Origin of the sequence: Bacillus sp. FSL R5-0560, from assembly GCF_037966305.1 — a bacterium.
Classification (GTDB): Bacteria; Bacillota; Bacilli; order Bacillales; family Bacillaceae; genus Bacillus; species Bacillus mojavensis.
In genome coordinates this window covers 130158-152458 of the sequence record NZ_CP150195.1, presented here as the reverse complement: position 1 = coordinate 152458, position 22301 = coordinate 130158, and the positions used below count along the sequence as shown (strand labels likewise).

The following is a 22301-nucleotide window of genomic DNA, read 5'->3' as shown; positions in this document are numbered from 1 at the left end:
CCTCTAAGCCCTTAAGAAAAATAACAGAGCAGCCAATATGAACAAGCTGACAATGACAGAAGTATCCTTTGCCGTCCATACAAGCTTTCTGTATTTTGTGCGTCCCTCTCCGCCTTGATAGCCTCTTGCCTCCATTGCAACCGCAAGCTCTTCAGCACGCTTAAACGCACTGACAAAGAGAGGGACTAGCAGCGGCACAATTGCCTTCACTCTGTCTTTAAGCGGTCCGCTTGTAAAATCAACGCCTCGCGCCATCTGAGCCTTCATAATCTTATCTGTCTCCTCCATCAAGGTTGGGATAAACCGCAAAGAGATCGACATCATAAGGGCCAGCTCGTGAACAGGAAGCTTTAATTTTTTAAATGGGTTGAGCAGCCGTTCCATACCATCGGTAATCTCAATAGGTGTTGTTGTCAGCGTTAATAGAGTGGTCATTAAAATCAGATAGACGAACCTAAGGGAAATGAAAATCCCTTGTACCAAACCGCCCTCATAGATCTTGAAAAAGCCAAGTTCAAAAATAACCGGCCCTTCATGTGTCATGAAAATATGGAGCAGGAACGTAAAAAGAATAATCCAGATGATAGGCCTTAGCCCTTTCATCAAAAAGGAAAAAGGAACCCTTGTTAAGGAAACAACGCCTGCTGTAAATAAACCAAGCAGCGCATAGGTCTGCACATTATTGGCTAGGAAAACGATACAGACAAACAAAAAGATCGTAACCAGTTTTGTTCGTGGATCAAGCCGGTGCACAAGTGAAGAACCCGGCACATACTTGCCGATAATCATGCTGTCCATCATAAGGTCTTTTCCCCCTGAAAAAGAGCACGGATTTCAGCAGCTGCATCTTCTATTGTGAGCAGAGGCTCTTTAAATCTGACACCAAGTGCGGCTTCCAGCTGCCTTTGGAATTTAATCGTTTCCGGAAGATCCAGCCCCCAGCCGGCCATCTCTTCCCCTTTTGAGAACAAGTCTCGCGGACTGCCTGATGCCTGGATAGTTCCTTTATGCATCACGATCATTTCATCAGCATAGGCAGCCGCATCCTCCATGCTGTGGGTGACAAGAATTGTCGTCAGGTTTCCCCGTTGGTGGAGCTCATAAAACATGTCCATGATCTCTTTTCGCCCTCTTGGATCCAGCCCTGCTGTCGGTTCATCAAGAACAAGCACTTCAGGATCCATTGCAAGCACCCCGGCAATTGCAACCCTGCGCATTTGCCCTCCGCTTAATTCAAAAGGTGATCTATCCAGGAGCTCTTCAGATAAACCTACAAGCTTCAGCATCTCTCTCGCTTTTTGTTCAGCGTCTTCCTTTTTCACACCAAAGTTCATCGGTCCAAATGAAATATCTTTGAGAACTGTTTCTTCAAATAATTGATGTTCGGGGAATTGGAAAACGATTCCGACTTTTTTTCGGAGGGCTTTAAGGTCTTTATTCTTTTTTCCTGCCTGTATAACAGTACTGCCTAATGAAATATGCCCCTTTGTAGGCTTCAGGAGACCATTCAGGTGCTGAAGAAGAGTGGATTTACCGGAGCCTGTATGCCCTATTACGGCCACATAGCTGCCTTCCTTAATCGATGCATTGATATCATACAGGGCAAGGCGCTCAAACGGCGTCTTTATCTGATAGCGATGCTCTACATCTTTGATTGTAATGTCCATAGCTCGTTCACCAGCCCTTCCTGAGTCAAATGATTTTCTTCCAAAGCCAGTCCATTTTCTCTTAAGAGTTGGCTGAGCTGGAATGAGAAGGGTAAATCAAGCCCGATTCGAACAAGTTCCTTATTCAATTTGAAAATTTCTTCAGGCGTACCCTCGGCATATTTCTTACCGCCATTCATGACAATGATTCTGTCAGCTTTTGCAGCCTCATTCAGATCATGTGTAATCGAGATGACAGTTGCCATACCTTGCTCTTTTAAGTGTCTTACTGTTTCAAGCACTTCTTCTCGCCCGATCGGGTCAAGCATGGATGTTGCTTCATCTAAGATAATAATATCAGGACGTGCGGCAATAATCCCTGCTATCGCAACTCTCTGCTTTTGGCCTCCGGAGAGATGGTGCGGCTCTTGATCAAGAAAATCCTGCATGTTGACCTGTTTGACAGCCCAATCTACTCTCTCAATCATTTCTTCCCGCGGTACACCATTGTTTTCTAAACCAAAAGCCACATCATCGCGAACTGTCGTTCCGACAAATTGGTTATCCGGATTTTGAAAGACCATACCAATCTTCTTACGCACTTCCCACACTGACTCCTCTGTCAGTTGAATCCCAGCAACCTTTATGTCGCCTGATTCAGGAAGGATTAAACCATTCAATGCCCGGGCCAGTGTTGATTTCCCTGAACCGTTATGACCTACAATTGCAAGCCATTCACCCTCATACACCTGCAGGGAGACGCTATCTAGTGCTCGTCTTTCTGCGTCTTTCCGATATCGAAAAACGATATCCTCTACCGATATCAACTGATTTTGATTCACGGACAACCGGCCTCCTCTCAGCTCATACTCTGCTTGTCTCTCTATTGAAAAAGTTGAAGTATCTAAAAAAAGGGCATAGATCCAGTTAGAAACTGTCCCGCCCTTCTTTAGATACACAAAATATGTGATTAAACCAATTCGATAATTGCCATTGGTGCTCCGTCACCACGGCGAGGACCAAGCTTCATAATACGTGTGTATCCACCTTGGCGCTCCTCGTAACGAGTTGCAATGTCAGAGAATAATTTTTGAAGTGCATCTTGGTTATTTTCTTCGTTAGCAACCTCGTTGCGGATGTATGCAGCAGCTTGACGGCGAGCGTGAAGATCACCGCGTTTGCCAAGCGTGATCATTTTTTCAACTACAGAGCGAAGTTCTTTCGCACGTGTTTCAGTTGTTTCGATTCTTTCATTGATGATCAAATCAGTTGTAAGATCACGAAGCATAGCCTTACGCTGTGCACTCGTACGTCCTAGTTTTCTGTATGACATATGATGTCCCCTCCTTTATTGGAATGCTTTTTCTGAATTATAAACACACGAAAATCCTAGTTCACAAGGGAAACTAGTCAATCGTCTTTGCGAAGTCCGAGTCCAAGTTCTTCTAGTTTCGCTTTCACTTCTTCAAGTGATTTGCGTCCTAGATTACGAACTTTCATCATATCTTCTTCCGTCTTGTTCGCAAGCTCTTGAACCGTGTTGATACCCGCACGCTTTAAGCAGTTGTAAGAACGAACAGAAAGATCTAGTTCTTCAATCGTCATTTCAAGAACTTTCTCTTTTTGATCTTCTTCTTTTTCAACCATGATTTCAGCATGCTGAGCTTCGTCAGTTAAACCAACGAATATATTAAGGTGTTCAGTTAAAATCTTTGAACCAAGCGCAATTGCTTCTTTTGGTCCAGTGCTTCCATCAGTCCAAACATCAAGTGTAAGTTTGTCATAGTTTGCAACCTGGCCTACACGAGTGTTCTCTACTTGATAAGATACACGAGAAACTGGCGTATAGATTGAATCGATCGGAATCACGCCGATAGGCTGATCGTCTCTTTTGTTTGCGTCGGCAGGCGTATACCCACGTCCTCTTTGAGCAGTAAGGCGAACTCGGAAACTCGCATTCTCACCCAGAGTCGCGATATGAAGATCAGGATTTAAGATCTCTACATCACTATCGTGTGTAATATCAGCTGCTGTTACAGTTCCATCACCCTGTACATCAATTTCTAGCGTCTTCTCTTCATCAGAGTAGATTTTCAATGCAAGCTTTTTAATGTTTAAGATAATCGTTGTAACATCTTCCACAACGCCTTCAATTGTCGAGAATTCGTGCAGTACACCATCTATCTGGATTGATGTTACAGCGGCACCAGGGAGTGAGGATAAGAGGATACGACGTAAGGAGTTACCCAGAGTTGTACCATATCCACGCTCAAGTGGCTCTACGACAAACTTACCAAATTTGGCATCGTCGCTGATTTCAACCGTTTCGATTTTTGGTTTTTCAATCTCGATCATTACTTAAAACCCTCCTTCAAAACGTCGAAACCTCGAATAGAATCATATGAGATTCCATCCGAAATTCCCCATTGTTTAGTCCCGTATGTGCTCAGGCAACGAGTCGGTGCATTCGTTTAATAAATAACTGTATCATAACCCATTATTGACAGGGACACAAAATCTATACAAACAAATTACACGCGGCGACGTTTTGGTGGACGGCATCCGTTATGAGGAACAGGAGTTACGTCTCTGATAGCAGTGACTTCTAATCCAGCAGCTTGAAGCGCACGGATAGCAGCTTCACGACCTGAACCAGGGCCTTTAACAGTAACCTCAAGAGTTTTAAGTCCATGTTCGATTGAACCTTTAGCAGCTGTTTCTGCAGCCATTTGCGCAGCAAAAGGAGTAGATTTACGAGAACCTCTGAATCCTAGAGCTCCGGCACTAGACCAAGAAAGAGCATTACCATGAGTGTCAGTGATCGTAACGATCGTGTTATTGAAAGTTGAACGAATATGAGCAATTCCAGACTCAATATTCTTTTTCACGCGACGTTTACGCGTGTTAGATTTACGAGCAGCAGCCATTGTTTAGGTACCTCCCTTACTTATTTTTTCTTGTTAGCTACAGTACGACGCGGACCTTTACGAGTACGCGCATTGTTTTTAGAGTTTTGTCCGCGAACAGGCAAACCTCTGCGATGGCGGATTCCGCGGTAGCTTCCGATTTCGATCAGACGCTTAATGTTAAGAGAAACTTCACGGCGAAGGTCACCTTCTACTTTCAGTTTGTCAATAACATCACGGATTTTACCAAGTTCTTCTTCAGTAAGATCACGCACACGAGTATCTTCTGAAACACCAGCCTCTTTCAAGACTTGCTGAGCCGTTGTGCGGCCAATTCCGAAGACATATGTTAAAGAAATAACAACACGTTTGTCACGTGGGATATCTACACCAGCAATACGAGCCATTCTCTGGGCACCTCCTTATAAATTATCCTTGTTTTTGTTTATGCTTTGGATTTTCACAGATCACCATTACTTTTCCTTTTCTGCGAATAACTTTACATTTTTCGCAGATTGGTTTAACTGATGGTCTCACTTTCATGTGTTTCCAACCTCCTTCAGTTTCCGGAGTGCTTATTTGTAACGGTACGTAATCCTGCCACGAGTTAAGTCATATGGAGATAATTCTACCGTAACTTTGTCTCCAGGTAAAATGCGAATGAAGTGCATGCGGATTTTACCAGATACGTGAGCCAAAACAGTGTGTCCATTCTCGAGTTCAACTTTGAACATCGCGTTTGGCAATGTTTCAACTATCGTACCTTCCACTTCAATTACATCGTCTTTCGCCATTCAAGTGTTCTCCCTTCTTCAAATCAGTAACTTGCTTTCTGACAAATTTCAAAAGAGAAAATCTCAGTTTTCTGTTTGTCACACGCCCTGTTTCGTTTATACTGTTCTGAACTTCCGGAGATACGCAATCATAAAGGGTAAAATGATTGATATTCTTTTTCTTAGGAGAATGAAATGTACGCTTTTCTCCGTCTGCTATTAGTACATGATGATCAACAATTCCACCGAAAATGGCAAGATGAATTCGTTCCTGCCAATGTTAAACCGAACCTTCTGCCCTATCAAGCCGGAAAAACATCTGCTTTCGGAATGATGTTATCATCTAGACCTTTGTCAGTATATCAAAACCCGTTTCCGTAATCGCAATTGTATGTTCAAAATGAGCACACTTTTTCCCATCTACCGTTACAACCGTCCAGTTATCAGCCAAAGTTTTCACATAGCGGCTGCCAGCGTTCACCATAGGTTCAATAGCGAGAACCATGCCAGGTTTGAGCCGTGGTCCTTTGTTGGGCGGACCGTAATGAGGGATTTGCGGGTCCTCATGCAAGTCTTGACCAACACCATGTCCGACATACTCCCTAACAACTGAAAACTGCTCATTTTCGACATACGTTTGTATTGCGTGGGAAATATTCGACAAACGTTCACCTGGTTTTGCTTCCTGCAAGCCTTTATATAAAGATTCCTCTGTCACTTCCAGAAGTTTTTTATCATCATCGCTGATGGTTCCTACCGGATATGTCCATGCAGAGTCACCATGATAACCATTTAATTTAGCACCGATATCAATACTGATGATGTCACCGTCACGCAGCACCCTGCTGCCAGGAATGCCGTGAACGAGTTCTTCATTCACTGATACGCAAATGCTCCCGCGAAACCCATTATACCCCTTAAAAGATGGGATTGCACCCTGCTTCTTAATAAAACGTTCGGCAATTTGATCCAATTCTTTTGTCGAGATTCCTGGTTTAATGTGCTTTTTTAACTCTTCGTGAGTCAAAGCCACGATTCGCCCTGCTTCCCGCATGATACCAAGTTCACGAGGGGTTTTACAGATAATCATTTTTTTAATCCTCCAAGAAGATCCTTCACATCTGCATAAACATCTTGAATGTCCTGCTGGCCATTCACGTTTACAAGATAACCTTTCTCAGAATAGAAATCGAGTAAAGGCTGAGTCTGCTTCATGTTTACCTCAAGCCGTTTAGAGACTGTTTCCTCATTATCATCTGCCCGTTGATAGAGTTCGCCTCCGTCTTTATCACAAACACCCGGCGTTTTCGGCGGATTAAATACTAAATGATAGGTTGTGCCGCAAACACTGCAAATTCTGCGTCCAGTCAGACGTTCCATTAAAGAATCTTTATCAACTTTAATGTTAATGACATAATCAATCGGCTTGCCGTATTCTTCAAGAATTTCTTCAAGAGCTTCGGCTTGAGCGACTGTTCGCGGAAATCCGTCCAGAAGAAAACCTCTTTCACAATCATCTTTGCCAAGTCTTTCTTTGACAATTCCAATTGTGACTTCGTCAGGTACGAGCTCTCCCTTATCAATATAAGATTTTGCTTCGAGTCCGAGTGATGTTTCCTCTTTCATAGCAGCACGGAACATATCTCCTGTTGAGATGTGAGGTATTCCATAATCCTCAACAATTCGTTCGCCCTGTGTACCTTTACCGGCACCAGGAAGCCCCATTAAGACTAAGTTCATTCGGATTTCCCCCGTCCTCTCTTAATTAAGAGGGAATGGATAAATCCATTTCCTCTAGTTTTTCATAAATCCACGGTAGTTTCGTTTCACCAACTGGCTTTCTAGTTGTTTCATTGTCTCCAAGGCTACCCCGACAACAATTAACAAAGATGTTCCGCCAATTTGTGCACTTTGAGGCAATCCAGCGAATTGAATGAAAAAGATAGGAAGAATGGAAATCACGGCTAAGAATAAAGCACCCACAAACGTAAGTCGATACAAAATGCTCGTAATTCTATCTTGAGTCATTTTCCCTGGACGAACCCCCGGGATATAGCCACCCTGTTTTTTAAGGTTATCAGCCATTTGTTCAGGATTAACCTGGACAAAAGCATAAAAGTACGTAAAGGCAATAATTAACGCAACATATATAGTCATACCCACCGGATGTGTATTGTCAAAGTTGGCTTGAATCCACTTTGTCACATCGTTTGTTCCAAAGAATGACGCGATCGTACGCGGCGTTATTAAAAACGCAACCGCAAAGATTACAGGAATAACCCCGGCAGGATTCACTTTCAATGGAAGGTGTGTAGACTGACCTCCGCCAGCAGGTGAACGACCTGTGCCTTTAGCATATTGAATCGCAATTTTCCGTACGGCTTGCTGAATGAAAATAACTCCAACAATAACTGCTAAAATCGCAATCACAAGAAGAGCGACTTTCACAATATGAATAAACAGCTGATCGTCGCTGCCGACAAATTGAGTCTCATATATTTGTCCAACCGTTTTCGGAATACTAGATACAATCCCCGCGAAGATAATGATCGATATTCCGTTGCCTACTCCATGAGATGTGATTTGTTCCCCAAGCCACATTAAAAAGGCAGTTCCGCCAGTGAGTACTAAAGCGATGATCAGATATGTGGATACGCCGGATTTTTCAATTAGCAATCCGTTAGCTAAATTGTTAAATCCGTATGACATACCCAGCGCTTGGATAAATCCAAGGACAATCGTAAAGTATCTTGTGAACTGAGCCAATTTACGGCGGCCAACTTCACCTTGCTTAGACCACTCTGTAAACTTCGGCACAACATCCATCTGAAGCAGCTGGATGATGATTGAAGCTGTGATATAAGGAGTAATCCCCATTGCGAAAATAGAGAATTGGTAAAGCGCACCGCCGCCAAATGTATTAAGAAGATCAAATACACCCATTTGAGACTGTGCCTGTAACACATCAGCGTTAACATACGGCACAGGAATAAACGCACCTATGCGAAAGACGATAAGCATGAGTAAAGTGAATATGATTTTATTCCGGATATCACTCACACGCATAAAGTTGGAGATTGTTTTAAACAAGTTAGATCACCTCAGCTGTACCGCCAGCAGCTTCAACAGCTTCTTTCGCAGAAGCAGAGAATTTATTGGCTTTTACAGTTAATTTTTTCTCTAATTTACCGTTGCCAAGAATCTTTACTCCTGCATTAAGTTTGCTTATAACACCAGTCTCAAGAAGAAGTTCAGGAGTGACTTCCGTTCCTTCTGCAAAACCGTTCAATTTGTCTAGGTTGACTACAGCGTATTCCTTACGGTTAATGTTAGTAAAGCCGCGTTTAGGAAGACGTTGGAATAAAGGCATTTGTCCCCCCTCGAACCCTGGGCGTACACCGCCGCCAGAACGAGCGTTTTGACCTTTGTGACCTTTACCAGCTGTTTTACCGTTGCCAGAACCAATACCACGACCTACGCGATTACGCGTTTTGCGTGAACCTTCTGAAGGTTTTAATTCATGAAGTTTCATTAGGACACCTCCTTATCCGATCAATTATTTTTATTGTTCTTTAACAGAAACTAAATGAGATACTTTATTAATCATACCACGAATCGCAGCGTTGTCTTCATGAACAACAGTTTGGTTTGTTTTCTTTAAACCAAGTGTTCTCACAGTAACGCGTTGATCTTCCGGGCGACCGATTACACTTCGTTTGAGGGTAATTTCTAATTTAGCCATTAATATTCCCTCCTTATCCTAACAGTTCTTCTACAGATTTTCCACGAAGCTTCGCAACCTCTTCAGCGCGCTTAAGTTCACTTAAGCCTTGAAGTGTTGCACGAATCATGTTGATCGGTGTGTTAGAACCTAGAGACTTAGAAAGGATGTCAGCTACGCCAGCAAGCTCAAGTACCGCACGTACAGGGCCTCCAGCGATAACTCCAGTACCTTCAGAAGCAGGTTTTAACAAGATGTTACCTGCACCGAAACGTCCGATGATTTCATGTGGAATTGTAGTTCCAACCATTGGTACTTCAATTAAATTCTTTTTCGCATCTTCAACAGCTTTGCGGATTGCTTCTGGTACTTCTTGCGCTTTACCAGTACCGAATCCTACGTGTCCGTTTTTGTCACCGACAACGACTAGAGCTGCGAAGCGGAAACGACGACCACCTTTAACAACTTTCGCTACGCGGTTAACCGTAACTAAGCGTTCTTCTAACTCTAATTTGCTTGGGTCAATACGACGCATAATCATGTGTCCCTCCTTCTTTTATTAAAATTTAAGTCCAGCTTCACGAGCGGCATCAGCCAAAGCTTTTACACGTCCATGGTATAAGTATCCGCCACGGTCAAATACTACGTCAGAAATGCCTTTTTCAGCAGCGCGTTTTGCAACTAATTCTCCAACTTTAGCAGCAGCTGAAGTATCTCCAGTGCTTTCAACGTTCAAGTCTTTATCGAGAGTAGATGCACTAGCAAGTGTTACACCATTTACATCATCGATGATTTGAGCGTAAATGTGCTTGTTTGAACGGAAAACGTTCAGACGCGGTCTTTCAGCAGTACCAGAAAGTTTAGCGCGAACACGAGCGTGTCTTTTAAGACGAGCAGCATTTTTGCTAGTTTTCGTAATCATCTAGGTCACTCCTTTCTTCACTTTAAGCGATCTTACTTAGCAGATTTACCTTCTTTACGGCGAACAACTTCACCTTCGTAGCGGATTCCTTTACCTTTGTAAGGCTCTGGAGAACGGACAGCGCGAATGTTAGCAGCAATAGCTCCTACGCGTTCTTTGTCTGTACCTTTAACGACTACTTTCGTTTGAGAAGGAACTTCGATATCGATGCCTTCCTCAGGGACGATCTCAACAGGGTGAGAGTATCCAACGTTTAAAACAAGTTTATTTCCGGATTTAGACGCACGGTAACCGACACCGACTAATTCCAAACCTCTTTCAAATCCTTTAGATACGCCCTCCACCATGTTGCCAAGCAGACTGCGAGTTGTACCATGCAGAGCACGGTGCTCTTTTTGATCAGAAGGACGAGCGACTGTAAGCACATTGTCCTCTATTTTAATCTCCATATCAGGGTGAAACGTACGAGTTAATTCTCCTTTTGGTCCTTTCACAGCTACAGTATTGTTATCATTTAACGTTACTGTAACATCAGAAGGAATCTCAAGTAGCTTCTTACCTACACGAGACATACCAAACACCTCCATTCATGTTAAACTTTTTTACCAAACGTATGCTAATACTTCTCCACCAGCTTGTTTTGCACGGGCTTCTTTGTCCGTTAAAACGCCATGTGATGTAGAAAGAATTGCGATTCCAAGACCGTTAAGTACACGAGGTACTTCATTAGATTTAGCATAAACACGCAAACCAGGTTTGCTGATTCTTTTAAGACCAGTGATTACGCGCTCGTTGTTTTGTCCGTATTTCAAGAAAACGCGGATGATACCTTGTTTGCTGTCTTCTACGAACTCAACGTCACGAATGAAACCTTCACGCTTTAAAATTTCAGCAATTTCTCTTTTCAATTTAGAAGCAGGAATTTCAAGCTTCTCATGACGTACCATGTTTGCATTACGAATACGAGTCAGCATATCTGCAATTGGATCTGTCATAACCATTATATAATTACCTCCTTCCCTTTCTTGGGGATTACCAGCTGGCTTTTTTCACGCCAGGAATTTGTCCTTTATATGCAAGCTCACGGAAACAAATACGGCAAAGTTTAAATTTACGAATGACTGAATGCGGACGTCCGCAGCGTTCACAGCGAGTGTACTCTTGTACTTTAAACTTTGGTGTACGTTGTTGTTTCGCAATCATTGACTTCTTAGCCACGATTTCGCCTCCCTTTCATTGATTATTTCTGGAACGGCATACCTACTTGAGTTAATAGCTCACGAGCCTCTTCATCAGAATTAGCAGTCGTTACAATAACGATGTCCATTCCGCGAACCTTTGTTACTTTATCGTAGTCAATTTCAGGGAAGATTAACTGTTCTTTGATACCAAGTGTGTAGTTACCGCGACCGTCGAAAGATTTTTTAGAAACCCCACGGAAGTCACGCACACGCGGTAAAGATACAGAAATAAGTTTATCAAGGAAATCATACATGCGCTCTCCGCGAAGAGTTACTTTCGCACCGATAGGCATTCCTTCACGAAGACGGAATCCAGCAATTGATTTCTTCGCACGAGTAACGACAGGTTTTTGACCTGCGATAAACGTTAATTCTTCAACAGCACTGTCGATTGCTTTTGCGTTTTGAACAGCATCACCAACACCCATGTTGATTACGATTTTTTCAATTTTAGGCACTTGCATAACTGAGTCATAGCTGAACTTAGTCATTAAAGCAGGTGCAATTTCTTTATTGTACTTTTCTTTAAGGCGGTTCATGAGATAGACCTCCCTTCCTTTAATACTATTTATCTAGAACTTGCCCAGATTTTTTTGCCACACGAACTTTTTTGCCATCTTCCACTTTGTATCCTACGCGAGTCACTTCACCTGTTTTAGGATCGAGCGGCATAACGTTTGATACATGAATTGGCGCCTCTTGATTAGAAATACCGCCTTGAGGGTTAGCTTGAGTTGGTTTAGAGTGTTTCTTTACCATGTTAACACCTTCAACTAAAACGCGGTCCTTTTTAGGGAAAGCAGCAAGGATTGTTCCTTGTTTACCTTTATCTTTACCAGAGATAACCATAACTTTATCGCCTTTTTTTACATGCATCCTGATCGCACCTCCTTGAGTAAGGCATTTATTTCATTAGATAACTTCTGGAGCTAGAGAAACAATTTTCATAAAGTTGTTTTCACGCAATTCACGAGCAACTGGTCCGAAGATACGAGTTCCACGCGGGCTCTTGTCGTCACGGATGATAACACATGCATTCTCATCGAAGCTGATGTATGAACCGTCACTTCTGCGCGCTCCACTTTTAGTGCGAACGATAACAGCTTTTACGACTTCACCTTTTTTGACAACGCCTCCTGGTGTTGCTTGTTTAACCGTGCAAACAATTACATCACCAATATTAGCTGTTTTACGACCAGAACCACCAAGAACTTTAATAGTAAGTACTTCACGTGCGCCAGAGTTGTCAGCTACTTTTAAACGAGTCTCTTGTTGAATCATTTTTTGTTACCTCCCTTCGGAAAGAAGAATTCCGAACTTTATTAGATAATAACAGCTTCTTCGACAACTTCAACTAGACGGAAACGTTTAGTTGCAGACAATGGACGAGTTTCCATGATCTTTACGATGTCACCGATTTTCGCTTGATTATTTTCATCATGTGCTTTGAATTTCTTTGAGTATTTTACGCGTTTACCGTAAAGTGAATGTTTCTTGTATGTTTCAACAACAACAGTGATGGTTTTATCCATTTTGTCAGAAACAACACGGCCTTGGTAAACTTTGCGTTGGTTACGTTCGCTCATGCTCACGACCTCCCCTCAGTGATTATTTATTAGCAGCAATTTCTCTTTCACGAATCACAGTTTTCATGCGCGCGATAGCTTTGCGCACTTCACGAATGCGAGCAGTATTTTCAAGTTGTCCTGTCGCTAATTGAAAGCGAAGATTGAAAAGTTCTTCTTTAAGAGACTTTACTTTTTGTTCAATTTCAGCAGTGGTAAGGTCACGAATTTCATTAGCTTTCATTTGATTCACCACCAATTTCTTCACGTTTTACGAACTTCGTTTTAATTGGCAATTTGTGAGATGCAAGACGAAGCGCTTCACGAGCAACCTCTTCAGATACACCAGAAATTTCAAATAAAACTTTGCCCGGTTTTACAACAGCTACCCAACCTTCTGGAGCCCCTTTACCGGATCCCATACGTACCTCTAGTGGTTTAGCAGTGTAAGGTTTAGAAGGGAAAATTTTGATCCAAACTTTACCGCCACGTTTCATGTAACGAGTCATCGCAATACGGGCAGCTTCGATTTGACGGTTAGTGATCCAAGAAGCTTCTAGAGCTTGGATACCGAACTCACCGAAATGTACTTCAGTACCGCCTTTCGCACGGCCACGCATTTTTCCGCGATGCTCTCTGCGATATTTAACGCGTTTAGGTAATAACATATTATTTTCCTCCTTCCTCAGTTTTCTTCTTAGTAGGAAGAACCTCTCCACGATAGATCCAGACTTTCACACCAAGCTTACCATAAGTAGTGTCAGCTTCAGATGTTGCATAGTCAATGTCCGCACGTAATGTGTGCAATGGAACAGTTCCTTCACTGTAGTATTCAGAACGAGCGATATCTGCACCGCCAAGACGACCAGAAACCATTGTTTTCACACCTTGTGCTCCAGCACGCATTGTGCGTTGGATTTGTTGCTTCTGCGCACGGCGGAAAGAAACACGGTTTTCTAATTGACGAGCGATGTTGTCAGCAACTAGTTGTGCATCAAGATCTGCTCTTTTGATTTCAAGAATGTTAATGTGTACACGCTTGCCAGTTAGGCTGTTAAGGGCTTTACGAAGTGCTTCAACTTCAGAACCGCCTTTACCGATAACCATACCAGGCTTAGCTGTGTGGATCGTAATGTTAACACGATTTGCTGCGCGTTCGATTTCAACTTTAGAAACAGAAGCGTCAGAAAGTCGTTTGCTAATGTATTCACGAATTCTTAAATCTTCGTGCAGGAAGTCAGCGTAATCTTTACCAGCGTACCACTTAGATTCCCAATCACGAATGACTCCGATACGAAGACCGACTGGATTTACCTTTTGACCCACTACTTATCCCTCCTTCTTTTCTGATACAACGATTGTAATGTGGCTCGTACGTTTGTTGATTTGGCTCGCACGTCCCATAGCACGTGGGCGGAATCTTTTTAACGTAGGGCCTTCATCAACGAATGCTTGAGTAATAACCAGGCTATTAGCGTCCATTTCGTAGTTATGCTCAGCATTTGCAATAGCGGATTTTAATACTTTCTCGATAATTGGAGAAGCAGCTCTCGGTGTTAGGTTCAAGATTGACACTGCTTCACCTACTTGCTTGCCTCGAATCAGGTCCATTACTAGACGTGCTTTACGAGGAGCAATACGGACTGTTCTTGCAACAGCTTTAGCTTGCATTTAAAAGCCTCCTCTCTTAGCGTCTTGTTTTTTTGTCATCACTAGCATGACCTTTGTACGTACGAGTTGGAGCGAATTCACCCAACTTGTGCCCTACCATATCTTCAGAGATGAATACAGGCACGTGTTTACGTCCGTCATAGACTGCGATTGTGTGACCAATAAACTGTGGGAAAATAGTAGAACGACGAGACCAAGTTTTAACGACTTGTTTCTTGTCAGTTTCATTTAATTTCTCGATTTTTGTCATCAAGTGTCCATCGACAAATGGTCCTTTTTTCAAGCTGCGAGCCATTTTGGAACCTCCCTTCGTGATTGCACTACGGTCCGATATGAACCGTAGACAACCCCGTTATTTATTTTTACGACGACGTACGATAAATTTATCAGATTTGTTCTTTTTCTTACGTGTCTTGAATCCAAGAGTTGGTTTGCCCCATGGAGACATTGGTGATTTACGTCCGATTGGCGCACGTCCTTCACCACCACCGTGTGGGTGATCGTTAGGGTTCATTACAGAACCACGAACTGTTGGACGGATGCCTTTCCAGCGAGAACGTCCAGCTTTACCAATGTTGATAAGTTCATGCTGTTCGTTACCTACTTGACCGATAGAAGCACGGCAAGCAGAAAGAATCATGCGAACTTCTCCAGAGTTAAGACGTACAAGAACGTATTTGCCTTCTTTACCAAGAACCTGAGCAGATGTACCAGCTGAACGTACAAGCTGTCCGCCTTTACCAGGTTTTAATTCAATGTTATGCACAACTGTACCAACAGGGATGTTGATAAGTGGTAGTGCATTACCTACTTTGATGTCAGCTTCTGGACCTGACATGATTTCAGTACCCACTTGAATTCCTTTAGGAGCAAGAATGTAACGTTTTTCTCCGTCTGCATAGTTGACTAGAGCGATGTTAGCTGAACGGTTTGGATCGTATTCAACTGTAGCAACGCGTCCAGGTATACCATCTTTATCGCGTTTAAAATCGATAACACGGTATTGGCGTTTATGTCCGCCACCTTGGTGACGTACAGTCAATTTACCTTGGTTGTTACGTCCGCCTTTTTTGTGAAGGGGAGCAAGCAAGGATTTTTCCGGCTTGTCAGTCGTGATTTCAGCAAAATCTGAAGTTGTCATGCCACGACGTCCATTAGAGGTCGGTTTATACTTTTTAATCGCCATTTTGAATTTCCCTCCTTCTTTTTACAGATAATTAAGCTTCAAAAATTTCGATTTCTTTGCTGTCTGCAGTAAGTTTCACGATCGCTTTTCTGCGACGGCTAGTCATACCAGTGTAGCGTCCGACACGTTTTGATTTACCTTTGTAGTTCATGATGTTGACTTTGTCAACTTTCACACCAAAGATGCTTTCAACCGCGTCTTTCACTTCTGTTTTGTTAGCTCTTACATCAACTTCAAAAGTATATTTCTTTTCAGCCATTAAATCAGCCGAACGTTCAGTAATGACGGGGCGCTTTAGAACATCACGAGGATCTTTCATTATGCAAGCACCTCCTCTACTTTTTCAACCGCTGCTTTTGTAATCAGAAGCTTCTCGTGGTTGACAACGTCTAAAACGTTGATTCCGTTCGCTTCAACTACAGTAACTCCAGGAATGTTGCGAGCAGATAAAGCCACTGCTTCGTTAGCATCCGCAGTTACGATTAAAGCTTTTTTCTCAACAGATAACCCTTTAAGGATAGCTGCCATTTCTTTTGTTTTAGCCGTATCAAGAGTAAGATCTTCAAGAACGATGATATTGTTGTCGTTCACTTTAGAAGACAATACTGATTTGATTGCCAAGCGGCGAACTTTTTTAGGTAATTTATAAGAATAGCTGCGTGGTGTTGGGCCGAATACGACACCACCTCCGCGCCATTGCGGTGAACGGATAGAACCTTGACGGGCACGTCCAGTACCTTTTTGACGCCATGGTTTACGACCTCCGCCGCGTACTTCAGAACGATTTTTTACTTTATGAGATCCTTGACGTAAGGAAGCTCTTTGCATAAGAATAGCGTCGAATACAACACTTTCATTTGGCTCAATTCCAAATACAGAAGCGTTTAATTCGATGTCACCAGCAGTAGAACCGTTTTGGTTGTATAATGCTACTTTTGGCATGATCAATTTCCTCCTTTCCTAAGAGAGTTATTTAGATTTAACAGCACTTTTAACAGTGATTAAAGATTTTTTCGGACCAGGCACGTTACCTTTGATCAAAAGAAGATTGCGTTCTGCATCAACTTTTACGATTTCAAGGTTTTGAACAGTGATTTGCTCTCCGCCCATACGTCCAGGTAATAATTTACCTTTGAATACACGGTTAGGATCTACAGGTCCCATTGAACCAGGACGACGGTGGTAGCGTGAACCGTGAGACATAGGTCCGCGAGATTGTCCGTGGCGCTTGATTGCACCTTGGAAACCTTTACCTTTAGATACTCCTGTTACATCTACAATTTCTCCAGCAGAGAAAATTTCAACCTTGACTTCCTGACCAACTTCATACGCATCCATTTCCACTCCGCGTAATTCTTTTACGAAGCGCTTAGGAGCAGTTTCCGCTTTTGCAACGTGTCCTTTTTCAGGTTTGTTAGAAAGCTTTTCACGCTTGTCGTCAAAACCAAGCTGGATTGCTTCGTAGCCATCGTTTTCAGCTGATTTCTTTTGAAGAACAACGTTCGGAGCAGCCTCAATAACAGTTACCGGAATAAGATCACCATTTTCAGCGAATACTTGCGTCATACCAATTTTTCTTCCTAAGATTCCTTTGGTCATTCGTCACACCTCCTATTAAGATCATTCTATATTTTAGAATTAAAGTTTAATTTCAATATCGACACCAGATGGTAAGTCTAATCGCATGAGTGCATCAACAGTTTGTGGTGTTGGGTTCACAATGTCGATTAAACGTTTATGTGTACGCATTTCAAATTGCTCACGAGAATCTTTGTATTTGTGCACCGCACGCAGGATTGTGTAAACTGATTTTTCAGTTGGCAACGGAATCGGACCAGATACGCTGGCACCAGAACGTTTTGCCGTTTCAACAATCTTCTCTGCAGATTGATCAAGGATTCTATGATCATATGCTTTCAAACGAATACGAATTTTTTGTTTTGCCATTATTTTCCCTCCTTTTCGCCTACTTCACGTTAGACAGTTCTCCGTGAGAAAAACCTGAACACCTTGCCATGGCAAAGCGGCCGGGTGTGTCAGCAACCTCTCACTTCATCGCAGTCAAAGACCAACATACACCATTATACAGAAAATAGACGTATGTTGCAAGACTTATTTAGAATATGCATGATTTGCACACTTTTAGTATTATACATGTGTTTTTCTTATTTATCAAGAAGCGAGTGAATAAGGGAATTTTCTTCTATTTTTTGTGGTACACTGCGTGTTTACTCAGAGTATTGGCAAATAATGAAGGCTCCTCGATATGCGGCGTGTGGGCGGAGTTTTTAAAATAATGCCAGTGCTTTTCAGGAGCATCAACAAATCGATAATACTGTTTCGATATTTCAGCAGGAACGATCAAATCATGACTGCCTGAAATGAAGAAACACGGTACTTTAATAGAAGAAACTGATTTGAAAGCATCAAAACGATGTAAATCATCAGATAAATTCTTCGCACTGAAACGATGTCCTCTGATGAAACGAGAGATGTTTTTTATTCCATACTCATTGCCAGCAAGCAATTGACACAATACTGTAAGAATGTGTCGGCGATGATGAGTGAATCCTCCCCTGCTCAATTCAATGCAGACTCGAAAGATGAAATGATGAATCTTCTTGTTCCAAGGTGGCGGGCCAAGTAAACCTAAGGTTAATGATAGAAAGCGATTTGAATTACATACAGAATGATAGGCCATTTTTTCTTCCAGCTGAGTATTAGTGACCTGACTGATTCCATAGTAAGCGTGAAAAAGATCCGGCCTCTCTTGCAGTACATGAAGAGCCAGCAGCGATCCCCAGGAGTGTCCTGCAAGGTACACTTTTGTTTTTGAAAAATGATCTAAGAGCCATTCAGTAACTTGAATCGTGTCTTTAATGATTTGACTGATTGTCATTGAACTTTGTGGAATTTGTTTAGTATAGGAAAGACCTGAACCCCTTTGATCCCAATTTACAACTGTAAAGTGCTGTTCCAGTTCCCTTTGAAAGTTCCTGATAAATCCGATTTGGGATGCTCCGGGTCCACCATGTAAGAAAAGCAGCAATGGGTTCGATATATCATTTCCATTGATCATGAGCATTTGCTTCGTATTATCGATTCTCAGTTCTTTCATGAAAGAAATTGATGTGTTTTCACTCATAACCCATAGCTCCTCAAATAGAATAAACCTTATTATAAAACAAAAAAGCATAAAAAAAACGAGACCCAAAGGGCCTCGTTTTCAATATACTATTACTCAGTGATTGTAGAAACAACGCCTGAACCAACAGTACGTCCGCCTTCACGAATAGAGAAACGAGTTCCTTCTTCGATAGCGATTGTAGAGATAAGCTCAACGTTCATTTCAGTGTTATCTCCAGGCATAACCATTTCTACGCCTTCTGGAAGATGGATGATACCAGTTACGTCAGTTGTACGGAAGTAGAACTGAGGACGGTAGTTAGAGAAGAATGGAGTATGACGTCCACCCTCTTCTTTAGAAAGAACGTAAACTTCAGCTTTGAATTTGCTGTGTGGAGTGATTGTACCTGGTTTAGCAAGTACTTGACCACGTTGGATATCTTCACGAGCTACACCGCGAAGAAGGGCTCCAATGTTGTCTCCAGCTTCAGCGTAATCAAGAAGCTTACGGAACATTTCAACACCAGTAACAGTTGTTTTGCTGTTTTCTTCTTGAAGACCGATGATTTCAACTTCGTCACCGACTTTAACTTGTCCGCGTTCTACACGTCCAGTAGCAACTGTTCCACGACCAGTGATTGAGAATACGTCCTCAACTGGCATCATGAATGGTTTTTCAGTGTCACGTTCTGGAGTTGGGATGTACTCATCAACTGCATCCATAAGTTCGAAGATTTTAGCTTCGTACTCAGCATCTCCTTCAAGAGCTTTAAGAGCAGAACCTTTGATAACTGGTACATCATCACCAGGGAAGTCATATTCGCTAAGAAGATCGCGAACTTCCATTTCAACTAGTTCAAGAAGCTCTTCGTCGTCTACCATGTCGCATTTGTTTAAGAATACAACGATGTATGGTACACCAACGTTTTTAGAAAGAAGGATGTGCTCACGAGTTTGTGGCATTGGGCCATCAGCAGCAGATACTACTAGGATAGCTCCGTCCATTTGCGCAGCACCAGTGATCATGTTTTTAACATAGTCAGCGTGTCCTGGGCAGTCAACGTGTGCATAGTGACGAGTTTCAGTTTCATACTCAACGTGTGCAGTAGAGATTGTGATACCGCGCTCACGTTCTTCTGGTGCACCATCAATTTGATCGTACGCCATAGCTGTACCTTTACCAGATTTCTTATGAAGTACTGTTGTGATAGCAGCAGTTAAAGTTGTTTTACCATGGTCAACGTGTCCAATTGTACCGATATTGGCATGTGATTTGGAACGGTCGAATTTTTCTTTAGCCATTCTAAAATCCTCCTTAAGAGCTTTTAATTAGTAATGTATAGAGTGATAGGAAGTGAAAGAAAGCTTTCACTTCCTCATCTTACAATAGTAGTTATACTTGAGTTAAGAGGCAAAATCAATTATTCGCCTTTATTTTTTTTGATAATTTCTTCAGCAATGCTCTTCGGCACTTCTTCGTAGTGATCCATGTGCATAGTGAACGTACCGCGACCTTGCGTGTTAGAACGAAGGGCAGTAGCGTAACCGAACATTTCAGCAAGAGGAACCATCGCACGAACAACTTGCGCGTTACCGCGAGCTTCCATACCTTCTACGCGTCCGCGACGAGAAGTAACATCACCCATGATGTCTCCCATGTATTCTTCAGGAATAACCACTTCTACTTTCATGATTGGTTCAAGAAGAACTGGGTTACATTTGCTGACTGCATTTTTCAATGCCATAGAAGCAGCAACTTTAAATGCCATTTCGTTTGAGTCAACATCATGGTAAGAACCATCAAAAAGTTTTGCTTTAATGTCGATAAGCGGGAATCCAGCTAATACACCATTTTCAAGTGAATCTTCTAGACCTGCTTGAACAGCTGGGATGTATTCACGAGGAACAACCCCACCGACAATCGCATTTTCGAATTCAAAGCCAGCGCCTTCTTCGTTTGGTTCGAATTCAATCCAAACGTGACCGAACTGACCGCGTCCACCAGACTGACGTACGAATTTACCTTCAACTTTTGCACCGGAACGGAATGTTTCACGGTACGCAACTTGAGGTGCACCAACGTTAGCTTCTACTTTGAATTCACGCTTCATACGATCAACAATGATATCAAGGTGAAGCTCACCCATACCAGAGATGATTGTCTGACCAGTTTCCGGGTTTGTTTGAGTACGGAAAGTTGGATCCTCTTCAGCAAGTTTTGCTAAAGCGATACCCATTTTATCTTGGTCAGCTTTTGATTTAGGCTCAATTGCAACGTCGATAACTGGTTCTGGGAATTCCATTGATTCAAGGATAACTAGATCCTTTTCGTCACATAGAGTATCTCCAGTAGAAGTATCTTTTAGACCTACAGCAGCTGCGATATCTCCTGCATATACAGTAGAGATTTCTTCACGGCTGTTGGCGTGCATTTGAAGGATACGTCCAACACGCTCACGTTTGCCTTTAGTTGAGTTTTTCACGTATGAACCAGAATCAAGTGTTCCAGAGTACACACGGAAGAACGTCAGCTTACCAACGTAAGGGTCAGTCATAACTTTAAATGCTAGTGCAGAGAATGGCTCTTCATCAGAAGAATGACGCTCAATCTCTTCATTTGTATCAGGACGTATACCTTTGATTGCAGCAACGTCTGTTGGTGCAGGAAGGTAGTCAAGAACAGCATCAAGTACTAATTGAACACCTTTGTTTTTGAAGGCAGAACCAACAAGAACAGGGTAGAATTCAACATTTAATGTACCTTTACGGATACCTGCTTTTAACTCGTCAATAGTGATTTCTTCACCCTCAAGGTATTTGTCCATAAGCTCTTCATCAAGCTCACATACAGCTTCAATGAGGCTGTTGCGAAGCTCTTCAGCTTGCTCTTTGTACTCTTCAGGGATTTCTTTCGCGTCAGAACGAGTTCCAAGGTCATCTTCGTAGAAATACGCAACGTTTTCTACTAGATCAATGATACCTTCGAAGTTGTCTTCAGCACCGATCGGCAATTGAATTGCATGAGCGTTAGCTTGAAGACGATCTCTTAAAGTTCCTACAGAGTAAAGGAAGTCTGCACCGATTTTGTCCATTTTGTTAACGAAAACGATACGCGGTACTCCGTAAGTTGTTGCTTGACGCCAAACAGTTTCTGTTTGAGGCTCAACGCCAGACTGTGCGTCAAGTACAGCAACAGCACCATCAAGTACACGAAGAGAACGTTCAACTTCAACTGTGAAGTCTACGTGTCCTGGAGTATCGATGATGTTTACGCGGTATCCTTTCCACTGTGCAGTTGTCGCAGCGGAAGTGATTGTGATACCACGCTCTTGTTCCTGCTCCATCCAGTCCATTTGTGAAGCTCCTTCATGAGTTTCACCAATTTTGTGGATACGACCAGTATAGAACAAGATACGTTCTGTAGTAGTCGTTTTACCGGCATCAATGTGAGCCATGATCCCGATATTACGAGTTTTGTCTAAGGAGAACTCTCTTGCCATTGGGTAATTTCTCCTTCCTTATTGGGAAATTGTGTTTTTTAGTA

36 protein-coding genes and 1 pseudogene are annotated in these 22301 nt (G+C 42.5%); all 37 read right to left on the bottom strand.

Going from position 1 to position 22301, the window contains the following annotated elements:
* Window positions 1–3: 3 nt before the first annotated feature.
* The 37 genes and pseudogenes from NST56_RS00885 to fusA all read right to left on the bottom strand — a co-directional run bounded on the left by NST56_RS00885 (window position 4) and on the right by fusA (window position 22257).
* Window positions 4–801, bottom strand: a complete 798-nt coding sequence (locus tag NST56_RS00885) for an energy-coupling factor transporter transmembrane protein EcfT (protein WP_168746782.1) — start codon at window positions 799–801, stop codon at window positions 4–6.
* Window positions 798–1667, bottom strand: a complete 870-nt coding sequence (locus NST56_RS00880) for an energy-coupling factor ABC transporter ATP-binding protein (protein ID WP_168746781.1) — start codon at window positions 1665–1667, stop codon at window positions 798–800. The genes NST56_RS00885 and NST56_RS00880 overlap by 4 nt, the downstream gene beginning before the upstream one ends.
* Window positions 1643–2488, bottom strand: coding sequence for an energy-coupling factor ABC transporter ATP-binding protein (locus NST56_RS00875; RefSeq protein ID WP_010332784.1), 846 nt, complete (start codon window positions 2486–2488; stop codon window positions 1643–1645). Before NST56_RS00875 ends, NST56_RS00880 begins: the two co-directional genes overlap by 25 nt.
* Before the next feature lie 128 nt (window positions 2489–2616).
* Complete coding sequence (rplQ, locus tag NST56_RS00870; protein ID WP_003225836.1) at window positions 2617–2979, bottom strand: 50S ribosomal protein L17; 363 nt, start codon at window positions 2977–2979, stop codon at window positions 2617–2619.
* Window positions 2980–3056: 77 nt separating this feature from the next.
* Window positions 3057–4001, bottom strand: coding sequence for a DNA-directed RNA polymerase subunit alpha (locus NST56_RS00865; RefSeq protein WP_010332783.1), 945 nt, complete (start codon window positions 3999–4001; stop codon window positions 3057–3059).
* A 176-nt stretch (window positions 4002–4177) separates the two neighbouring features.
* Complete coding sequence (rpsK, locus tag NST56_RS00860) at window positions 4178–4573, bottom strand: 30S ribosomal protein S11 (protein ID WP_010332782.1); 396 nt, start codon at window positions 4571–4573, stop codon at window positions 4178–4180.
* Window positions 4574–4593: 20 nt separating this feature from the next.
* Window positions 4594–4959: a 30S ribosomal protein S13 gene (gene rpsM, locus NST56_RS00855; RefSeq protein WP_003156545.1), complete on the bottom strand. Its 366-nt coding sequence runs from the start codon at window positions 4957–4959 to the stop codon at window positions 4594–4596.
* Window positions 4960–4981: 22 nt separating this feature from the next.
* Complete coding sequence (gene rpmJ / locus NST56_RS00850) at window positions 4982–5095, bottom strand: 50S ribosomal protein L36 (RefSeq protein ID WP_003156543.1); 114 nt, start codon at window positions 5093–5095, stop codon at window positions 4982–4984.
* A gap of 32 nt (window positions 5096–5127) precedes the next feature.
* On the bottom strand, window positions 5128–5346 hold the full coding sequence (gene infA / locus NST56_RS00845; RefSeq protein WP_003156508.1) for a translation initiation factor IF-1: 219 nt from the start codon (window positions 5344–5346) through the stop codon (window positions 5128–5130).
* A pseudogene (locus NST56_RS00840) lies at window positions 5324–5566 on the bottom strand (KOW domain-containing RNA-binding protein); the annotation flags it as partial. The pseudogene NST56_RS00840 and the gene infA, both read right to left, overlap by 23 nt.
* A gap of 102 nt (window positions 5567–5668) precedes the next feature.
* Complete coding sequence (gene map, locus NST56_RS00835; protein ID WP_010332781.1) at window positions 5669–6415, bottom strand: type I methionyl aminopeptidase; 747 nt, start codon at window positions 6413–6415, stop codon at window positions 5669–5671.
* Complete coding sequence (locus NST56_RS00830; RefSeq protein WP_010332780.1) at window positions 6412–7065, bottom strand: adenylate kinase; 654 nt, start codon at window positions 7063–7065, stop codon at window positions 6412–6414. The genes map and NST56_RS00830 overlap by 4 nt, the downstream gene beginning before the upstream one ends.
* 54 nt (window positions 7066–7119) lie before the next feature.
* Window positions 7120–8415: a preprotein translocase subunit SecY gene (gene secY / locus NST56_RS00825; protein ID WP_010332779.1), complete on the bottom strand. Its 1296-nt coding sequence runs from the start codon at window positions 8413–8415 to the stop codon at window positions 7120–7122.
* 1 nt (window position 8416) lies between these two features.
* Window positions 8417–8857, bottom strand: a complete 441-nt coding sequence (gene rplO, locus NST56_RS00820) for a 50S ribosomal protein L15 (RefSeq protein WP_003225819.1) — start codon at window positions 8855–8857, stop codon at window positions 8417–8419.
* Between the two features lie 30 nt (window positions 8858–8887).
* Window positions 8888–9067, bottom strand: a complete 180-nt coding sequence (rpmD, locus tag NST56_RS00815; RefSeq protein ID WP_003156497.1) for a 50S ribosomal protein L30 — start codon at window positions 9065–9067, stop codon at window positions 8888–8890.
* Window positions 9068–9080: 13 nt separating this feature from the next.
* On the bottom strand, window positions 9081–9581 hold the full coding sequence (gene rpsE / locus NST56_RS00810) for a 30S ribosomal protein S5 (RefSeq protein ID WP_003156493.1): 501 nt from the start codon (window positions 9579–9581) through the stop codon (window positions 9081–9083).
* A gap of 24 nt (window positions 9582–9605) precedes the next feature.
* Window positions 9606–9968 carry a 50S ribosomal protein L18 gene (gene rplR, locus NST56_RS00805; RefSeq protein ID WP_010332778.1) on the bottom strand — a complete coding sequence of 121 codons (363 nt, stop codon included), beginning with the start codon at window positions 9966–9968 and terminating at the stop codon, window positions 9606–9608.
* Window positions 9969–10000: 32 nt separating this feature from the next.
* Window positions 10001–10540 carry a 50S ribosomal protein L6 gene (rplF, locus tag NST56_RS00800; RefSeq protein WP_010332777.1) on the bottom strand — a complete coding sequence of 180 codons (540 nt, stop codon included), beginning with the start codon at window positions 10538–10540 and terminating at the stop codon, window positions 10001–10003.
* A 30-nt stretch (window positions 10541–10570) separates the two neighbouring features.
* Complete coding sequence (rpsH, locus tag NST56_RS00795) at window positions 10571–10969, bottom strand: 30S ribosomal protein S8 (RefSeq protein ID WP_010332776.1); 399 nt, start codon at window positions 10967–10969, stop codon at window positions 10571–10573.
* A gap of 31 nt (window positions 10970–11000) precedes the next feature.
* The gene (rpsN, locus tag NST56_RS00790) at window positions 11001–11186 is read right to left on the bottom strand and encodes a 30S ribosomal protein S14 (protein WP_003156488.1); all 186 of its coding nucleotides are present in this window, start codon (window positions 11184–11186) and stop codon (window positions 11001–11003) included.
* Window positions 11187–11208: 22 nt separating this feature from the next.
* Complete coding sequence (gene rplE, locus NST56_RS00785; protein ID WP_010332775.1) at window positions 11209–11748, bottom strand: 50S ribosomal protein L5; 540 nt, start codon at window positions 11746–11748, stop codon at window positions 11209–11211.
* A 25-nt stretch (window positions 11749–11773) separates the two neighbouring features.
* Window positions 11774–12085, bottom strand: coding sequence for a 50S ribosomal protein L24 (gene rplX, locus NST56_RS00780; RefSeq protein ID WP_003156486.1), 312 nt, complete (start codon window positions 12083–12085; stop codon window positions 11774–11776).
* Window positions 12086–12121: 36 nt separating this feature from the next.
* The gene (rplN, locus tag NST56_RS00775; RefSeq protein ID WP_003225805.1) at window positions 12122–12490 is read right to left on the bottom strand and encodes a 50S ribosomal protein L14; all 369 of its coding nucleotides are present in this window, start codon (window positions 12488–12490) and stop codon (window positions 12122–12124) included.
* Between the two features lie 41 nt (window positions 12491–12531).
* Window positions 12532–12795: a 30S ribosomal protein S17 gene (rpsQ, locus tag NST56_RS00770; RefSeq protein WP_003178345.1), complete on the bottom strand. Its 264-nt coding sequence runs from the start codon at window positions 12793–12795 to the stop codon at window positions 12532–12534.
* Window positions 12796–12817: 22 nt separating this feature from the next.
* Window positions 12818–13018, bottom strand: a complete 201-nt coding sequence (rpmC, locus tag NST56_RS00765) for a 50S ribosomal protein L29 (RefSeq protein ID WP_003156482.1) — start codon at window positions 13016–13018, stop codon at window positions 12818–12820.
* A complete protein-coding gene (gene rplP / locus NST56_RS00760) occupies window positions 13008–13442 on the bottom strand; it encodes a 50S ribosomal protein L16 (protein WP_003225801.1) in 435 nt (144 codons plus the stop codon). Before rplP ends, rpmC begins: the two co-directional genes overlap by 11 nt.
* A gap of 1 nt (window position 13443) precedes the next feature.
* On the bottom strand, window positions 13444–14100 hold the full coding sequence (gene rpsC / locus NST56_RS00755; protein ID WP_010332773.1) for a 30S ribosomal protein S3: 657 nt from the start codon (window positions 14098–14100) through the stop codon (window positions 13444–13446).
* A 3-nt stretch (window positions 14101–14103) separates the two neighbouring features.
* Window positions 14104–14445: a 50S ribosomal protein L22 gene (gene rplV, locus NST56_RS00750; RefSeq protein ID WP_010332772.1), complete on the bottom strand. Its 342-nt coding sequence runs from the start codon at window positions 14443–14445 to the stop codon at window positions 14104–14106.
* Window positions 14446–14461: 16 nt separating this feature from the next.
* On the bottom strand, window positions 14462–14740 hold the full coding sequence (gene rpsS / locus NST56_RS00745; protein ID WP_003156472.1) for a 30S ribosomal protein S19: 279 nt from the start codon (window positions 14738–14740) through the stop codon (window positions 14462–14464).
* Window positions 14741–14797: 57 nt separating this feature from the next.
* On the bottom strand, window positions 14798–15631 hold the full coding sequence (gene rplB / locus NST56_RS00740) for a 50S ribosomal protein L2 (RefSeq protein WP_010332771.1): 834 nt from the start codon (window positions 15629–15631) through the stop codon (window positions 14798–14800).
* Window positions 15632–15662: 31 nt separating this feature from the next.
* A complete protein-coding gene (gene rplW / locus NST56_RS00735) occupies window positions 15663–15950 on the bottom strand; it encodes a 50S ribosomal protein L23 (RefSeq protein ID WP_003225793.1) in 288 nt (95 codons plus the stop codon).
* A complete protein-coding gene (gene rplD, locus NST56_RS00730) occupies window positions 15950–16573 on the bottom strand; it encodes a 50S ribosomal protein L4 (RefSeq protein WP_003242004.1) in 624 nt (207 codons plus the stop codon). The genes rplW and rplD overlap by 1 nt, the downstream gene beginning before the upstream one ends.
* A 27-nt stretch (window positions 16574–16600) precedes the next feature.
* The gene (gene rplC / locus NST56_RS00725) at window positions 16601–17230 is read right to left on the bottom strand and encodes a 50S ribosomal protein L3 (protein ID WP_010332770.1); all 630 of its coding nucleotides are present in this window, start codon (window positions 17228–17230) and stop codon (window positions 16601–16603) included.
* A gap of 39 nt (window positions 17231–17269) precedes the next feature.
* Window positions 17270–17578 (bottom strand): 30S ribosomal protein S10, encoded by a 309-nt coding sequence (gene rpsJ / locus NST56_RS00720; RefSeq protein ID WP_003156464.1) that lies wholly within the window; start codon window positions 17576–17578, stop codon window positions 17270–17272.
* 256 nt (window positions 17579–17834) lie between these two features.
* Entirely contained in the window at window positions 17835–18776 is a 942-nt protein-coding gene (locus NST56_RS00715) for an alpha/beta hydrolase (protein ID WP_339179313.1), read from the bottom strand.
* Window positions 18777–18868: 92 nt separating this feature from the next.
* Window positions 18869–20059: an elongation factor Tu gene (gene tuf / locus NST56_RS00710; protein ID WP_010332768.1), complete on the bottom strand. Its 1191-nt coding sequence runs from the start codon at window positions 20057–20059 to the stop codon at window positions 18869–18871.
* Between the two features lie 119 nt (window positions 20060–20178).
* On the bottom strand, window positions 20179–22257 hold the full coding sequence (gene fusA, locus NST56_RS00705; protein WP_010332767.1) for an elongation factor G: 2079 nt from the start codon (window positions 22255–22257) through the stop codon (window positions 20179–20181).
* Window positions 22258–22301 lie beyond the last annotated feature (44 nt).

What these genes read in the sequence shown, in the direction of transcription:
- NST56_RS00885 (WP_168746782.1), bottom strand. Translation starts at nt 801, where the DNA reads ATGATGGACAGCATGATTATCGGCAAGTATGTGCCGGGTTCTTCACTT.
- NST56_RS00880 (WP_168746781.1), bottom strand. Translation starts at nt 1,667, where the DNA reads ATGGACATTACAATCAAAGATGTAGAGCATCGCTATCAGATAAAGACG.
- rplQ (WP_003225836.1), bottom strand. Translation starts at nt 2,979, where the DNA reads ATGTCATACAGAAAACTAGGACGTACGAGTGCACAGCGTAAGGCTATG.
- NST56_RS00865 (WP_010332783.1), bottom strand. Translation starts at nt 4,001, where the DNA reads ATGATCGAGATTGAAAAACCAAAAATCGAAACGGTTGAAATCAGCGAC.
- rpsK (WP_010332782.1), bottom strand. Translation starts at nt 4,573, where the DNA reads ATGGCTGCTGCTCGTAAATCTAACACGCGTAAACGTCGCGTGAAAAAG.
- rpsM (WP_003156545.1), bottom strand. Translation starts at nt 4,959, where the DNA reads ATGGCTCGTATTGCTGGTGTAGATATCCCACGTGACAAACGTGTTGTT.
- rpmJ (WP_003156543.1), bottom strand. Translation starts at nt 5,095, where the DNA reads ATGAAAGTGAGACCATCAGTTAAACCAATCTGCGAAAAATGTAAAGTT.
- infA (WP_003156508.1), bottom strand. Translation starts at nt 5,346, where the DNA reads ATGGCGAAAGACGATGTAATTGAAGTGGAAGGTACGATAGTTGAAACA.
- map (WP_010332781.1), bottom strand. Translation starts at nt 6,415, where the DNA reads ATGATTATCTGTAAAACCCCTCGTGAACTTGGTATCATGCGGGAAGCA.
- NST56_RS00830 (WP_010332780.1), bottom strand. Translation starts at nt 7,065, where the DNA reads ATGAACTTAGTCTTAATGGGGCTTCCTGGTGCCGGTAAAGGTACACAG.
- rplO (WP_003225819.1), bottom strand. Translation starts at nt 8,857, where the DNA reads ATGAAACTTCATGAATTAAAACCTTCAGAAGGTTCACGCAAAACGCGT.
- rpmD (WP_003156497.1), bottom strand. Translation starts at nt 9,067, where the DNA reads ATGGCTAAATTAGAAATTACCCTCAAACGAAGTGTAATCGGTCGCCCG.
- rpsE (WP_003156493.1), bottom strand. Translation starts at nt 9,581, where the DNA reads ATGCGTCGTATTGACCCAAGCAAATTAGAGTTAGAAGAACGCTTAGTT.
- rplR (WP_010332778.1), bottom strand. Translation starts at nt 9,968, where the DNA reads ATGATTACGAAAACTAGCAAAAATGCTGCTCGTCTTAAAAGACACGCT.
- rplF (WP_010332777.1), bottom strand. Translation starts at nt 10,540, where the DNA reads ATGTCTCGTGTAGGTAAGAAGCTACTTGAGATTCCTTCTGATGTTACA.
- rpsH (WP_010332776.1), bottom strand. Translation starts at nt 10,969, where the DNA reads ATGGTTATGACAGATCCAATTGCAGATATGCTGACTCGTATTCGTAAT.
- rplE (WP_010332775.1), bottom strand. Translation starts at nt 11,748, where the DNA reads ATGAACCGCCTTAAAGAAAAGTACAATAAAGAAATTGCACCTGCTTTA.
- rplX (WP_003156486.1), bottom strand. Translation starts at nt 12,085, where the DNA reads ATGCATGTAAAAAAAGGCGATAAAGTTATGGTTATCTCTGGTAAAGAT.
- rplN (WP_003225805.1), bottom strand. Translation starts at nt 12,490, where the DNA reads ATGATTCAACAAGAGACTCGTTTAAAAGTAGCTGACAACTCTGGCGCA.
- rpsQ (WP_003178345.1), bottom strand. Translation starts at nt 12,795, where the DNA reads ATGAGCGAACGTAACCAACGCAAAGTTTACCAAGGCCGTGTTGTTTCT.
- rpmC (WP_003156482.1), bottom strand. Translation starts at nt 13,018, where the DNA reads ATGAAAGCTAATGAAATTCGTGACCTTACCACTGCTGAAATTGAACAA.
- rplP (WP_003225801.1), bottom strand. Translation starts at nt 13,442, where the DNA reads ATGTTATTACCTAAACGCGTTAAATATCGCAGAGAGCATCGCGGAAAA.
- rplV (WP_010332772.1), bottom strand. Translation starts at nt 14,445, where the DNA reads ATGCAAGCTAAAGCTGTTGCAAGAACAGTCCGTATTGCTCCTCGTAAA.
- rpsS (WP_003156472.1), bottom strand. Translation starts at nt 14,740, where the DNA reads ATGGCTCGCAGCTTGAAAAAAGGACCATTTGTCGATGGACACTTGATG.
- rplB (WP_010332771.1), bottom strand. Translation starts at nt 15,631, where the DNA reads ATGGCGATTAAAAAGTATAAACCGACCTCTAATGGACGTCGTGGCATG.
- rplW (WP_003225793.1), bottom strand. Translation starts at nt 15,950, where the DNA reads ATGAAAGATCCTCGTGATGTTCTAAAGCGCCCCGTCATTACTGAACGT.
- rplD (WP_003242004.1), bottom strand. Translation starts at nt 16,573, where the DNA reads ATGCCAAAAGTAGCATTATACAACCAAAACGGTTCTACTGCTGGTGAC.
- rplC (WP_010332770.1), bottom strand. Translation starts at nt 17,230, where the DNA reads ATGACCAAAGGAATCTTAGGAAGAAAAATTGGTATGACGCAAGTATTC.
- rpsJ (WP_003156464.1), bottom strand. Translation starts at nt 17,578, where the DNA reads ATGGCAAAACAAAAAATTCGTATTCGTTTGAAAGCATATGATCATAGA.
- NST56_RS00715 (WP_339179313.1), bottom strand. Translation starts at nt 18,776, where the DNA reads ATGAGTGAAAACACATCAATTTCTTTCATGAAAGAACTGAGAATCGAT.
- tuf (WP_010332768.1), bottom strand. Translation starts at nt 20,059, where the DNA reads ATGGCTAAAGAAAAATTCGACCGTTCCAAATCACATGCCAATATCGGT.
- fusA (WP_010332767.1), bottom strand. Translation starts at nt 22,257, where the DNA reads ATGGCAAGAGAGTTCTCCTTAGACAAAACTCGTAATATCGGGATCATG.